Genomic DNA, 15,183 nt, shown 5'->3' with positions numbered 1-15,183 from the left:
ACCTGATCCCTTCCCGAACTCAGAAGTGAAACCTCTTCGCGCTGATGGTAGTGTGGGGTTACCCATGTGAGAGTAAGTCATCGCCAGCTCATTATTCCTAAAAACACCCCCTTCTTATGAAGGGGGTGTTTTTTTATGTATAAAAATAAATCAGAAAAGAAGAAAAATACACAAAATAGCCAATAAAGTAGTATCAAAACTGAAAATAACAGATCATAAATTCTCAATTTAATGTAAAAGAACCTCTTCATTCAGTATTGAAAGAGAAAACTAGTAATTTATTGAGTGATAAATAAACCAATAATGGTGATTTAAACTGCTATTTTTTATAAGAATACTGATATAAAAAATAATGATAAAAATAACCCTTTGTCGTATTGTGATCCATTTGGCGGTTGCGTATATTCGCTCCAAATTAGTTATATCTTGAAATTTCATGTGATTTTGAGAATGATGTTTATGTTGGAGATTGAAATAAATGGCAATAGAAACAGTAGATGTAAATTCTATAGTCGATAAAGCAAAATTTACCCCATTCCATTTTAGAGTTGTGGCGTGGTGTTTACTGATTATTCTTTTTGATGGTTATGATCTAGCAATTAATGGCGTGGTTTTACCCTTGTTAATGGATGATTGGGGATTAAGTGCTGTTCAGGCAGGAATGCTTGCAAGTACTGCTTTAGCAGGCATGATGTTTGGTGCAATGATTTTTGGCTCTCTAGCGGATAAAATTGGTCGTAAAAAAGTCATCATGATTTGTATTGTACTTTTTAGTGGACTAACGTTTGCAGGCGGTTTCGCATCAAATCCAACTGAGTTTGCAATCTTACGTTTCTTAGCAGGTTTAGGTATTGGCGGTGTTATGCCTAACCTTGTTGCTTTAACCTCTGAATATGCGCCACAACGTATGCGTAGCACGTTGGTTACAACCATGTTTAGTGGCTATGCTGTAGGTGGTGTGATGGCTGCATTATTAGGTTCATGGTTTACGCCAAACTTTGGTTGGCAAATTATGTTCTTTATTGCAGGTATTCCATTATTACTTTTGCCGATTATTTGGAAATTTTTACCTGAATCTTTAACTTTTATTGTGAAGCAAGGACGACAAGATCAAGCACGTCAAATTGTAAGACGTTTAGCTCCTGATGTTTCTATTCAAGAAAATACACTTTTTGAATTATCTAAAATCGATGTGCCTGAATCTGCAAATGTAGCAAGTTTGTTTAGACGTGGTCGTACTAAAAATACACTTTTGTTTTGGTTGGCATTCTTTAGTTGTTTATTGACGATGTATGCTTTGAGTAGTTGGTTACCTAAGTTAATGATGACAGCAGGCTACTCAATGGATAATAGCTTGATGTTTATGCTCGCAATGAATGTTGGTGCTGTGGTTGGTATTGTGGGCGGTGGCATTTTGGCTGACCGTTACCATCTAAAACCTGTATTAATGTTCCTTGGTATTATGGGTGCGATTGTAATGAGCTTAATGGGCTTGCAGTCGAATCAATTTATTTTGTACATCTTAGTATTCTTAGCAGGTGCAGCATCAATTGGTTCACAAATGTTACTATATAGTTATGTGGCTCAGTTCTATCCACTTGCGATACGTTCAACGGGTATTGGTTGGTCATCTGCAATTGGACGTATGGGGGCGATTGTAGGACCTATTTTAATTGGTGCTTTGTTGGGTATGCATTTACCAGCATACTTTAATTTTATCGTGGTGGGTTTACCTGTATTAATTACAGCCATTGCTGTGGCTTTAATTATGCATGATGATGAGTCTGAAACGATTACTTCAATTAAGCCAGTCGCTGTGAAAGCTTAATTATTAAATTTGTAATAGAAGTCTCCATATGGAGGCTTTTTTATGGGCTGTCAGAATAAAACTCTTCATCATTAAAATGGATATAACCATTATAAGGCTTAATTCATTTTCACCAATTCTTCAAAATATTAAAGAATGACATTTTCCATAACTTTTACAGGAGATCTCTTGGTGTGAAAAGGCTATAAATATTCATGATATCGTAAAAAAGCCCCAACATCCTGTTGAGGCTTTTTCATATTCATTACTTAAGTACAACTCCTGTCATACCTCACATCCTGATGTTCAAACTTAGTATTCTTGTTTTATGTTCGGGGAGCTTCCTGTTCCCTATGCAGTAAGAATAAGAAAATTTTGATCATCGGTATAGAGGTCTTTTCCTGCATTTTGTGTACGCTTAGGATTACACCGGAGAGTTTTTAAAGCTTTTACCATGTTCATGACTTTCTTTTTAAAGGAAACATTCAAGAACATTGTGTAAACAGTCTTTTATAGCTGATGTTTATTTAAGCATGCTAGAGTGAATTTAAAAATAAATTAGAATTCTAATCTATGAATATCAATCAAAAAAAGTTGAGTGAAGGCGATGTTGGAAGTTTACTCAATATTTTAAAAACAAGGTTTGAACAGAATGTTCGTCGCCATCCTAATCTAAGTTGGGAGGTTATCTTAAATCAATTGCTTAAATATCCTGAAAAACTTGGCTCACTCAATGAAATGGAATGTACTGGAGGAGAACCCGATGTTATTTGTTTTGATTCTTCCCAAAATGAATACGCTTTTTATGATTGTTGTATAGAGACCCCAAAGGGACGTAGAAGTCTTTGTTATGATCGTGAAGCTTTAGATGCACGCAAAGAACACCCACCTGAAAATAATGCGATTGAAATGGCGCAAAACATGGGTGTAACACTGTTATCTGAACAGCAATATCGTCAATTACAGTCTATTTTTAATTTTGATTTAAAAACCTCAAGTTGGGTTTTAACACCAGAGAATATTCGAAAACAAGGTGGTGCAATCTTTTGTGATTATCGTTATGGACAGGTTTTTACCTATCATAATGGAGCGCAGTCTTATTATGCATCTCGTGGATTTCGCAGTATGCTCAGTCTTTAGTGAGTCAAAATGACGATGCTAGAAGCTAAACCTGATATTCGATATCTCAAACTAAAAGAACCTGATCAACTGGGATTGGTCAGCGTATCCTCATGCTATTCCTGCAGTAAATGATATTGAAAAGTTAGAATTTCATGCCGATTTCACGTTTTTTGCGGATGAAAATGGTTCTGGAAAATCTACAATTTTAGAAGCGATTGCATTGGCGAAGCTTTTATCAAAGTGTTAACTTCAAAATTGCAGGGAGAGGGTTTGTATCTGATGGATGAGCCTGAAGCTGTATTATCACCTTCAATGCAAATGATGGATGATATAAGGATAACTCGCAGATCATTATTGCGATCCACTCTCCAAGATTACTGGCTTATCCGAATGCGAAAATTGATCAGTTTTCAGATTCGGGCATCAAGCAAATTTGCTATGAAGAGACTGAGCATTTTAGAGTAACTAAGGATTTTTTAAATCATTATTCCAAAAGAATTCAACAATGATTAGAGGATTGAAATAAAAGAAGCCCCGACATCCTGTCGGGGCTTCTTGGTATTGGTTATTGTAGTTAACTTTCCTATTGACTACTTATGTTGTCCATTTCATTATGTTTTATTTTTCTTATGTAGAAACATCCTGTTCCTAATAAAGCTATATTAAATAATTTAACGATGTCGTCATAGTCGTCAAATATTGCAGTTGTTGTAAGTTATTTCGCACAAATATGGTGAATAAAAAAGCAGATCCAAAGATCTGCTTGATTGTACTTATGTTATTTGATTTTAAAAATGTGCATTTAAGCCGATATATGGACCTTTAAAATCCAATTTCATATCACGTTTGTCCATATCACTCAGTTCGATATTTAAAACACGATAGCCCACTTTAGCACCAACATCTACCAATAAGCTTTTAACAAAATCGTATTGGAGTTCTGCTTGCGCATCGGTAATTTTGACATCATTAAGATTGGTATATGTTGCTTCAGCTTTGGCACTTAAGCCTGTAAATGGTAGTTTTACACCTGCTTCTGCATAAATGATCGGTGAATATTCATCGATACTGACATTTTGCCCAAACTGTTTTACATCACCACTTAAGCGTGTTGCGCCAATACCAATATCAGCTTTAACCACATTGTCTAAAATTTCGTAGTAAAGAATTAAATCAGTATGATCTAAATTAATATCAGTCTTTGCTAAACCCAATTGATCAGCTTCAGTTGCAAAGTCTAATTTTGTATATTTCGCTTTGATATTTGGAATAATTGGTACAGGATGTTCGAAAGCAACTGAAACTTGTACTGTTCCATCACGTTCAATATCTTGATCAGCTTGATATTTTTCATTGATATTGGCTGTTCCATCGACATTCCAATAGCTAACATCACCTTTTAGACCAATAAAATCAGCTTGAGCAAAAGAACTGAGCCCTAAAACTGCTGCCAATAGCGGTAATTGAATCGCTTTCATATTTTCCTCGTGATGGAAATGATGTATTCATTCCATTGTTTTGTTACTTAAATACATTTCATTACGGTCAAAACTGAGGGCATGATATAGCGGTTTATACAAATTTGCATTATTAGAATAGTGAAAGAGGCAGGTTATGACACAGCAAATAGTCGAGTTTCCGTTGTATGTTGCGAACAAGGCAGTAAAAACAACGCAATGGCTTGAAGTCCACAATAAATATAGTGGCGTAGTTTATGCAAAAGTTGCGCTCGCAGATGATAAAGTTTTAGAGAAAGCAATTGGTGCTGCGGTAAAAGCAGAAAAGGACATGGCCGCTTTAAAACCATTCCAAAAGCAAAAAATATTATTGCATTGTGTACAGCGCTTTAAAGAAATGCGTGAAGAATTAACCGAGTTATTGATTATTGAAGGTGGAAAGCCGAAAGGGGCTGCCGCAGCAGAAGTTGAGCGTTTGATTAATACCTTTCAATTGGCTGCTGATGCAGTGACGCAATTGGATGATGGGCGAATTATGCCATTGGCCGTAACCGCAGCCGCTGCTGCGTATCGAGGCATGATACAACATGTACCGATTGGTGCAGTTTCCCTGATTAGTCCCTTTAATTTTCCTTTAAATTTAACCGCACATAAAATTGCTCCTGCAATTGCAGCGGGTTGTCCCTTTGTATTAAAACCTGCGAGTTTAACGCCAATTTCAGCTTTAAAAATTGCAGAAGTTTTAGCTGAAACAGATTTACCAAAAGGTGCCTTTTCGGTATTGCCGTGTCAACGTCAACATGCGGATGTTTTAGTAACGGATGATCGTTTTAAATTATTAAGCTTCACAGGTTCCGATGTGGTCGGTTGGGATATGAAAGCCCGTGCAGGTCGTAAAAAAGTCACGCTTGAATTGGGTGGCAATGCGGCAGTGATGATTGAGCCTGATACTGAAATTACAGATGCTTTGATTGACCGTTTAATTGGGGGTGCTTATGGTCATGCAGGGCAAGTGTGTATCAGTGTGCAGCGCATTTTGGCACATGCCGATATTTATGCTGAATTAAAGAAAAAATTGGTCGCAAAACTTAAAAAAATCCAAGCAGATGATCCAAGTTTAGCGACCACGCTTGTCGGCCCTATGATTAAGGAAGATGAAGCAGTCAGATTAAAAAAATGGGTGGATAAAGCAGAGAAGAAAGGCGCAAAAATTCTCAGTGGTGGCACACTAAAAGGCGTGCTATTTGCACCAACTTTATTGGAAGGTGTGGATGAAAGTTTAGATATTTATCAAAATGAAGCCTTTGGCCCTGTGGCAATTTTAGAAAAGTATAAAGACTTTGAAAAGGGCATAGACATCATCAATAAAAGCCGTTTTGGTTTACAGGCAGGTGTCTATACGCAAAGTCTGAATAAGATGCTTTATGCATGGGATAATTTACATGTTGGTGGTGTGATCATTAATGATATTCCAACTTTCCGGGTCGATAATATGCCTTATGGTGGCGTGAAAGATTCAGGATTAGGGCGTGAAGGTATTCAGTCTGCCATTCGGGATATGCAAGAAGAACGCTTGCTTGCCATTAAACAATAAGCCATATTCAAAGGAGCTTCGGCTCCTTTTTTAATGGGTACATTGCGAGAATAACAACGATGAAGAAAGTGTTTTATCAGTGCATTTGTGCTGTGGGTTTAGTGTTGAGCAGTCTAAGTACGTTTGCATTTCAGCAAGTAGAATTGGTGGATGATGCTCGCTCACAGATTTGGCAGACTTTATATTATGACCCTGCTTATACTGCACTCAAATATCCAATGGGTGATGTACCGATTATTAAGGGCGTATGTACCGATGTCGTGATTCGTGCATTAAGACATCAAGGTATAGATTTACAGCAACGCATCCATGAAGACATGCAGAAAAATTTTAAACAATATCCGCAAAAGTGGGGGCTAAAAGGCACTGATAAAAATATTGATCATCGGCGTGTACCGAACATCATGAAATATTTTGAACGCCAAGGTTATGCAACCAAAGATCAGCAATATTTACTTGGGGATATTGTGACTTGGGATTTGGGCAAAGGTTTAACCCATATTGGTATTATTTCAGATAAAACCAGCATGCTGTCGAAAACACCTTTGGTGATTCATAATATTGGTTATGGCACACGAGAAAATGATATTTTGCATGAATATAAAATAATAGGGCATTTTCGTTTACCCCATTCTTTAAAATAAAAAGATTCACATCAGTTTAATTTAAAAGTAAATTTAGATGAATTAAAAGAGATCTTATATTTAGACTCTTGATTGTGAGTTTAAGGATAAAAATAAAGAGTCTGTGAATACTGATGTAGGATATTTAATAAAAGGATAAAAAAATAACCAAATGAGACGAATATAGGATGTAAAAGTGCTTTGCGCTGTAGAAATTACAGAAAAAAGCAGTGAAAACAGGTATTGTTGCGTCATTAAACAGCTATTTTGACTGATCTTCTTTAAGCAAGAAATTCTGATCTTTACTGGTTTGTAATTAGAACAAAGCGCCCACAAGGTGCTGTCTTATTCAAACAACAAAATTTTTTTGGTACTTTTTTTGCATGCGATACACAATCAAAATAAGCAGCATTGAAAGATGCCTATAGTATTAGGTGTGTTATGACAGAAACTCGTGAAAACTGGTCGGCTCGATCCGGCTTTATCATCGCAGCTGTGGGCTCAGCTGTCGGTTTAGGAAATATTTGGCGGTTCCCATACGTTGCCTATGAAAATGGTGGCGGTGCGTTTTTAATTCCTTATTTAATTGCATTATTAACCGCAGGTTTACCATTATTATTTTTAGATTATGCGGTGGGGCATCGTGGTACGGGTTCGCCCCCAAAAGCCTATAAAAAATTGTGGAAACCTGCTGAAACCTTAGGTTGGTGGCAAGTCTGTGTTTGTATCATTATTGGTCTGTATTATGCAGGCGTATTGACTTGGGCAGGCAGTTACATTTACTTCTCAGTCGGACAAGCATGGGGTTCAGACCCAGAAAGCTTCTTCTTTAAAACCTATTTACAAACCACTGACTCTAAAACCTTTGATATGACTTTTATCAGTCATTTGTTTTGGCCATTGGTGGCAGTTTGGATTGGTGTTTTAGCCATTTTATATGGTGGTGTGAAAAAAGGGATTGAGCTTTGCAATAAAATTTTCATGCCATTATTGGTTGTTTTATTCACAATCCTCGTGATTCAAGCAGTGCGTTTACCAGGTGCGACAGAAGGCTTAAATGCATTCTTCACGCCAAACTGGTCGAAGATGATGGACTATAAAGTATGGCTTGCTGCATATGGTCATATCTTCTTTAGTTTATCTGTTGGTTTCGGAATTATGGTGACGTATGCATCTTATTTAAAACCGAAAACCAATTTGACAGGTTCAGGCTTAATTGTGGGTTTTGCCAATTCATCGTTTGAGCTTTTAGCAGGTATTGGTGTCTTTGCAGCCTTGGGCTTTATGGCACATGCGGCAGGAAAACCTGTTGAAGAAGTGGTGAGTGGTGGTATTGGTTTAGCCTTTATTGCATTCCCTAAAATCATTTCAAGCTTAGGTTCTGGCGCTGATTTATTTGGGATTCTATTCTTCGGTTCGTTGTTTGTTGCGGGTATTACCTCGATGGTTAGTATCTTAGAAGTGCCAATTTCGGCATTACAGGACAAACTGAAATGGAGCCGTACGAAGGCTGTGACAATGGTTGGTGGTGGTACAGGTGTGGTTTCAATCTTCCTATTCTCGACCAATAACGCCATTAAATTGGTTGATATTATTGACCACTTTATTAACAACCTCGGTATTGTTTCGGGTGCTTTAATTTCAATTATTATGGTGTCTTGGTTTAAACGTAATTTGATGACTGAGCTTGAAACGCATATCAATAGCATTTCAACCATACAGTTGGGTAAAACTTGGGAATTCACACTTACGATTGTGACACCTGTAGTTTTATTATCAACGCTTTTACTGGCATTAAATGCATTGATCAGCAAGGGTTATGAAGGCTATTCAAGCAGTCTACTGTTATGCTTTGGATGGGGCAGTATTATTTTCTGTGCACTTGGTGCATTGTTAATGTCAAAAATTCATGATCGATAGGAGATGAATATAATGAATACTTCTGCAATTGTGATGATGATTATTTCGATGCTGTTTTTATGGGGTGGTTTGCTTTTGGCGATTATCCATTTGGTTAAAAACCCTGAAAATTTAGATGATTAATTCTATTTTTCATCATTAAGTTCGCTGAGTGATGGATATTGAAGAATAAAAAAGGTGGCTCTAAAGCCACCTTTTTTTATTTGTACAATTTAGCTTTAAGCCGTTTTTTGAATTCGGCAATAATAGAAGCCATCACCACGACCCACAGCAGGTAACAATTGACGACCGTGGATTTGTTCAATTCCCCATTCCGCTTCAATTTTAATTTCTTCAGCATCTGCATGCGTATTAAAGAAATTCACCATTTGCTGTTCATTTTCAACTTTTAAAATAGAGCAAGTGATATACAGCAATGTACCGCCAACTTTGAGTTGCGCCCACATATTTTCTAAAATCTGTTTTTGCAGTTCAACCGTTTTGGCAATATCACCCGATTGGCGCAATAAACGAATATCGGGATGGCGACGAATCACACCAATGGCAGAGCACGGTGCATCCAGTACGATACAATCCGCAGGTTGTGATGCTTTCCATGTCACCGCATTGCCTGTGATAATCTCAACAGTCGAATCACCCAGTGCCAAACGCTCTAAGTTTTCATGCACACGTTTCAAGCGCTTTTCATCTTGATCCAAGGCAACCAAACGTCTTGGTTGATATGTTTCTAAAATATGTGCCGTTTTACCACCGGGTGCAGCACAGGCATCAATCACAAACTGACCATCAAGATTCGGCAGTAAAGTCGCGCACAGTTGCGCATGTTCATCTTGTACTGAAAAACCACCTGCATCAAAGCCCGGTAAACTTGGAATATGTAAACTTTCATCCAAGACAATACCGACTTCTGAAATTTCGCAAGCATGCGCTTCAATGCCTTCATCTTCTAAAATTTCAAGAAATTCATCACGGCTCACTTGTAGTGTATTCACACGTAAAGTCAGGGGTGCGACTTGTTTCAGTTCATAGCTGAGTGCTTCAAAATCATCACCCCAATCTTTTTTTAAGCGTTTGAACAACCAACTTGGCAAACCATGCGCTTTTTCAAGCACATCATAAAACTGTTCAGTTTCACGTGTTGCACGACGCAAAATTGCATTCACTACACCGCTTAAACTTTCCATACCCAATTGTTTCGTGGCTTCCACTGTTTCAGAAATGGCAGCATGTGCAGCCACACGCGTACACAGTAATTGATACAAGCCTACGTATAGACAAGTTTCCACCAATTCATTTTCTAAAGGCTTTGCCAAAAGAGGAAGGGTAACTTGTTTTAAGGCATGCCATTGACGTAAACAGCCTAAAACCAATTCATGATAAAGCGCGCGATCTTTATCTGACACGATGGTCATGTGTTGATTCAAAACAGAGGCGAGAGATTGACCATTTTGGACAGCCAATAAAGTTTTAACAACCTGAGCGCGTAAATTTAAGGTCTTGCCTGAAGCATAGGGTGCAGATTGTGCCATTATAAAATTTGTCCAATAGTCAGTTTTTGAGTTTGTGCAATTTGTACAGCATTCAGTGCTTTACCACCTGGCCATTGTAAATTGGTTATACAGATACATTTTTTGTCACCACAGGCAACATGAATACCATGTTTGTCCATCGCAACAATTTCACCAATAACAGCGTCATTGGCTTTTTCGGGAGAAAGAGCAGAATTCCAAATACGTAAATTGTTATTTTCATCAATCGGGGTAAAGGCAACGGGCCAAGGGTTAAAAGCACGAATATTACGATCGATCTCTACAGCAGAACATGACCAATCAATTTTTGCTTCGGCTTTAGACAGTTTATGTGCATACACAGTCAAAGCTTCATCTTGAACTTCACGTTTTTCTAAATAATATTTTAACTTTTCTTCAGATTCTAAAACAGTACAAATCGCTTCCGCACCTTGAATGGCAAGTTTGTCATGCAGACTTGCAGAAGTATCCTCCGCCGTAATTGGGCAGAAGGTTTTAAACATCATATCCCCTGTATCCAATCCTGCTGCCATTTTCATAATGGTCACACCTGTTTCAGTGTCACCTGTTGCAATGGCACGCTGAATCGGTGCTGCGCCACGCCAGCGCGGTAATAGCGAACCATGAATATTTAAACAGCCATATTTCGGTGTGTCTAAAACAGCTTGAGGCAAAATTAAACCATAAGCCGCAACCACCATCACATCTGCATTTAAAGCGGCTAGTTCTTGTTGTGCAGCCAAACCTTCTTCTGTAGATGCCTTGAAATGTAAAGGTTGATAAACCGCTAAACCATGTTCTAAAGCCAATTGCTTGACAGCCGAAGCTGCTAATTTTTGCCCACGTCCAGCTTTACGGTCAGGTTGAGTATAAACAGCGACAATTTCATGTGGCGTATTTAACAATGCCGCCAATGCGCTAGCAGCAAATTCAGGTGTTCCCGCAAAGATGATTTTCAAAGATTGAGCTCGAATGAATGGCGTATTGCAAATTATAGCAAAGCTAGTGAGCTGATGTTGTTTGTAAGCAAAAATTAAAATGTGCTGTTGAATAAACGAACAGACATTTTTTGTCACCTCAGATTATTAATAAAAATTGATGAATAAACATACTTTTGTGATTTAAATTCGCATTTTTCACCAAAAAATGTGAAGTTGGTTGTTTATATTTTACTTAAACTAAACAATAACCAATTTGTTTCTAATCTATTGAATAAATTATAAATTTTATTTTAAAAGTGTAGAAATCATAAGAATTTACAATTATGATACTTATTATGTACGTGGGTATAAAAAAGAGATAATAATCACATAATAATGATTATATCTTTGTGAAAAAAGTGTTAAAAAACATACAAATTATTATATCGATGGGTAAAAAATTTAGACCCAAAGACCTAAGAGGAATATCTAATGAATAAGATTTATAAAGTGATTTGGAATGCAACCTTAGGAACTTGGGTCGCGGTATCTGAATTAGCAAAAGGTAAAACAAAATCTTCTAAAATTACTGGAATAGTTGGAGCGGCAACTGTTGCTTTGATGGTGACGTTCAGTTCTGATGCGATGGGGGCGTGGATCGCAGGTACGAATGGTTCAGGAGGTACAGCTACAGGCTCTGGAAATGGTATTGCAATAGGCAGTGGAACGACTGCTGCAACTAGAGCAACAGCTAGTGGAGCAAATGATATTGCGATAGGCACTGGGGCATCAGCTAGTACTGTAACTAGCGCAAATCAGCAAATTGGAGAAAGAAGAACTGCGGCAGCTAATTACGCATATCCAGTGAATGGTGGAGCAATTGTTGCAACAAGCATTGCTATAGGTGCGGCGAGTAGTGTCGGCGTGGGTGGTGGTATAGCTCTTGGAGCATATAATGTTGTTGATACGACTAATACTTCGGGCTTTGCAATTGGTTTAGGTAATAATGCATCAGGTGTGGGATTTACTGTTGCTTTAGGTGTGGGAAATACAGCAAATAATACTTCTGCTATTTCAATTGGTACTGCAAACCAAGCTACTGGGAATACTTCAATTGCAATGGGCCGTCAGTCTTATGCTCTTGCTGATTATGGTATTGCATTAGGCAACATTGCGACTGTTGCGACTGGAGCGGTAGATGGCCTTGCTTTAGGTAATGGCTCACAAGTTTCTAGTATTGCATCAATTGCAATAGGTAAGCAAGCGACTGTTTTTTCAAATGCTGAAGCTGCAATTGTAATAGGAAGAAATGCCCAAGCTGCTGCTAATGGTAGCATTGTCATTGGTGATGGGGCGACAGCAACAGGGGGTGCAAGTGATATTAATTCCATTGCTATTGGTACAGGTGCAAAAAGTTGGGGGCAAAGTTTTGCATTGGGAACAGGGGCATCTGCTGATTCTGCTACATTTCTTTTAGCAGACAGTGGTGTTGCTGTAGGTGCTCAAGCAACCACAGGCGCATCAACTGTAAAAGGTGTGGCATTGGGTGTAAACGCGCAAGTTACTGGGTCAACAGTAGCAGGTACTGCAATAGGAGCAGGCGCAGTTGCTTCGAACGATAACAGTGTGGCATTGGGCTCTAATTCAACTACAACTGCAGCAGTGGCGACAGCATCAGCAGTAATTAATGGTAAAACCTATAATTATCAGGGTGCTGCACCTACGAGTGTAGTAAGTGTTGGTGGCGTGGGTAGTGAACGTCAGGTTCAAAATGTTGCTGCAGGTCGAGTTTCAGTAAGCAGTACAGATGCAATAAATGGTTCTCAGTTATTTCAAACCAATACTGAATTAGCGAAAGTTGCGACAGATACAGCGACTGCATTGGGTGGTGGTGCAACAGCAGGTACAACTGCGGGTGGTATTACTGCACCTAGTTATACCATTACTAAAACAGATGGTACTACATACGCGGCGGCAAATAATGTAGGAACTGCTTTATCTAATTTAAATACAGAAGTTGTTAAGCCAATTACTTTTGCAGGAAATACGGGAACCTCCACAAATAAATTGGGTAGTACACTCAATATCACAGGTGGTTTGGCATCAGGCACAAGTTCAAATGCAAATGTAAAAACAACTGTTAGTGGTAATACATTAAGTATTGAAATTGCAAATAATCCAAATTTTGCAGGGACAGTAACATCTACAGGCTTGCAGGTGAATGGTAACAGTGCTGTCACTGGAAATAGCACAGTGACAGGTACCCAGACGGTTACAGGCTTAAGTAATTTAAATGGCGGTGCGAATTTAAATAGCCAGAAAATTACTGGGCTTGCAGCAGGCACACTGGCTTCAGATGCGGTGAATAAAAGTCAACTAGACACAGTGGCGACAACAGCAAATACTGCAGTTACAAATGCAGCGGCTGCACAAACAACAGCAAACACAGCGAACACAACAGCCAATACAGCGGTTACCAATGCTGCAACGGCACAAACGACTGCGAATACAGCGAATACCACAGCCAATACAGCGGTTACCAATGCTGCAACAGCACAAACAACTGCAAACACAGCCAATACCACAGCTAATACAGCAGTTACCAATGCTGCAACAGCACAAACGACTGCAAATACAGCAAATACAACAGCCAATACAGCAGTTACCAATGCTGCAGCGGCACAAACGACTGCAAATACAGCGAATACTACAGCCAATACTGCAGTTACCAATGCTGCAACGGCACAAACAACAGCCGATAAAGGTCTGAACTTTAGTGTAAATGGTGGTGCTGCCGATAATGTGAAGTTGGGTGAAACTGTTAACTTTGCGAATGGTACGAATACAACAGCTGTTTATGACCCTGCGACAAATACTTATAAATATAATGTGATTGATGCACCAACATTTGCAGGTGTAGTTAAAGCCAATGGTTTTGATGCGAATAGCAATAAGATCATAAATGTTACTGCAGGTAGTGCTGATACAGATGCAGTGAACTTTGGTCAGTTAAAGGCGACCAATGCTAATGTAACAGCGGCACAAACGACTGCAAACACAGCGAATACCACAGCCAATACAGCGGTTACTAATGCTGCAGCGGCACAAACGACTGCGAATACAGCGAATACCACAGCCAATACAGCAGTTACCAATGCTGCAGCGGCACAAACGACTGCGAATACAGCGAATACTACAGCCAATACTGCAGTTACCAATGCTGCAACAGCACAAACAACAGCAAATACAGCGAATACCACAGCGAATACTGCAGTTACCAATGCGGCAACGGCACAAACGACTGCAAACACAGCGAATACAACAGCGAATACTGCAGTTACCAATGCGGCAACGGCACAAGCAACAGCCGATAAAGGTCTGAACTTTAGTGTAAATGGTGGTACTGCAGATAATGTGAAGTTAGGTGAAACTGTTAATTTTTCAGATGGTACAAATACCAAAGCTGTTTATGACCCTGCGACAAATACTTATAAATATAATGTGGTTGATGCACCAACATTTTCAGGTACAGTGACATCTACGGGCTTACAAGTAAATGGTAATAGTACTGTCACTGGAAATAGCACAGTGACAGGTACCCAGACGGTTACAGGCTTAAGTAATTTAAATGGTGGTGCGAATTTAAATAGCCAGAAAATTACTGGACTTGCAGCAGGCACACTGGCTTCAGATGCGGTGAATAAAAGTCAACTAGATACAGTGGCGACAACAGCCAATACAGCGGTTACCAATGCTGCAGCGGCACAAACAACTGCAAACACAGCCAATACCACAGCCAATACAGCAGTTACCAATGCTGCAACAGCACAAACGACTGCGAATACAGCAAATACCACAGCCAATACCGCGGTTACTAATGCTGCAACGGCACAAGCAACAGCCGATAAAGGTCTGAACTTTAGTGTAAATGGTGGTACTGCAGATAATGTAAAGTTGGGTGAAACCGTTAACTTTGCGAATGGCACAAATACAACAGCTGTTTATGATGCTAAATCTAACACTTATAAATATAATGTGGTTGATGCACCAACATTTGCAGGCGCAGTTAAAGCCAATGGTTTTGATGCAAATGGCAACACCATTAACAACGTGACTGCAGGTGTCGATGGCAAAGATGCGGTCAACAAAGACCAATTGGATGCGCTCCAAGCAGCAGGAACAGCAACCACCGACAAACTGGGCGAAAGCAC

General features: G+C 39.0%; 10 protein-coding genes, 1 rRNA gene and 1 pseudogene. 9 read left to right on the top strand and 3 right to left on the bottom strand.

The features are described 5' to 3' along the window. The 4 genes and pseudogenes from rrf to B9T35_RS18035 all read left to right on the top strand — a co-directional run. Nucleotides 1-89, top strand: a 5S ribosomal RNA gene (gene rrf, locus B9T35_RS18050); the annotation flags it as partial. A 389-nt stretch (nt 90-478) separates the two neighbouring features. Then, a complete protein-coding gene (locus B9T35_RS18045) occupies nt 479-1,828 on the top strand; it encodes an MFS transporter (RefSeq protein ID WP_086192664.1) in 1,350 nt (449 codons plus the stop codon). Nucleotides 1,829-2,380: 552 nt separating this feature from the next. Continuing rightward, nucleotides 2,381-2,947 (top strand): DUF4256 domain-containing protein, encoded by a 567-nt coding sequence (locus tag B9T35_RS18040; protein WP_086192663.1) that lies wholly within the window; start codon nt 2,381-2,383, stop codon nt 2,945-2,947. A gap of 15 nt (nt 2,948-2,962) precedes the next feature. Next, nucleotides 2,963-3,438: pseudogene (locus tag B9T35_RS18035) on the top strand (hypothetical protein). A gap of 279 nt (nt 3,439-3,717) precedes the next feature. On the opposite strand, the gene B9T35_RS18030 reads toward B9T35_RS18035, so the two are convergent. After that, nucleotides 3,718-4,407, bottom strand: a complete 690-nt coding sequence (locus tag B9T35_RS18030) for a TIGR04219 family outer membrane beta-barrel protein (protein ID WP_086192661.1) — start codon at nt 4,405-4,407, stop codon at nt 3,718-3,720. A gap of 136 nt (nt 4,408-4,543) precedes the next feature. On the opposite strand from B9T35_RS18030, the gene B9T35_RS18025 reads away from it, so the two are divergent. From B9T35_RS18025 to B9T35_RS18010, 4 genes are all read left to right on the top strand, one after another. Continuing rightward, nucleotides 4,544-5,980 carry an aldehyde dehydrogenase family protein gene (locus tag B9T35_RS18025; protein WP_086192659.1) on the top strand — a complete coding sequence of 479 codons (1,437 nt, stop codon included), beginning with the start codon at nt 4,544-4,546 and terminating at the stop codon, nt 5,978-5,980. Between the two features lie 59 nt (nt 5,981-6,039). Beyond that, a complete protein-coding gene (locus tag B9T35_RS18020; protein WP_086192658.1) occupies nt 6,040-6,624 on the top strand; it encodes a DUF1287 domain-containing protein in 585 nt (194 codons plus the stop codon). A gap of 420 nt (nt 6,625-7,044) precedes the next feature. Then, the gene (locus tag B9T35_RS18015) at nt 7,045-8,523 is read left to right on the top strand and encodes a sodium-dependent transporter (protein WP_086192656.1); all 1,479 of its coding nucleotides are present in this window, start codon (nt 7,045-7,047) and stop codon (nt 8,521-8,523) included. Nucleotides 8,524-8,535: 12 nt separating this feature from the next. After that, the gene (locus B9T35_RS18010) at nt 8,536-8,646 is read left to right on the top strand and encodes a methionine/alanine import family NSS transporter small subunit (RefSeq protein ID WP_086192654.1); all 111 of its coding nucleotides are present in this window, start codon (nt 8,536-8,538) and stop codon (nt 8,644-8,646) included. 95 nt (nt 8,647-8,741) lie between these two features. Here B9T35_RS18010 and rsmB read toward each other — a convergent pair whose 3' ends face one another. After that, entirely contained in the window at nt 8,742-10,052 is a 1,311-nt protein-coding gene (gene rsmB, locus B9T35_RS18005) for a 16S rRNA (cytosine(967)-C(5))-methyltransferase RsmB (protein WP_086192653.1), read from the bottom strand. Continuing rightward, nucleotides 10,052-11,011 (bottom strand): methionyl-tRNA formyltransferase, encoded by a 960-nt coding sequence (fmt, locus tag B9T35_RS18000; protein ID WP_086192666.1) that lies wholly within the window; start codon nt 11,009-11,011, stop codon nt 10,052-10,054. Before fmt ends, rsmB begins: the two co-directional genes overlap by 1 nt. Before the next feature lie 453 nt (nt 11,012-11,464). On the opposite strand from fmt, the gene B9T35_RS17995 reads away from it, so the two are divergent. Further along, nucleotides 11,465-15,183: ESPR-type extended signal peptide-containing protein (locus tag B9T35_RS17995; protein WP_265733455.1), on the top strand; the 3,719-nt coding region annotated here is incomplete at its 3' end.

It is taken from the genome of Acinetobacter sp. ANC 3832 (assembly GCF_002135415.1).
In the GTDB taxonomy this organism is placed as follows: domain Bacteria; phylum Pseudomonadota; class Gammaproteobacteria; order Pseudomonadales; family Moraxellaceae; genus Acinetobacter.
This window is presented reverse-complemented; position numbering and strand designations above follow the sequence as displayed.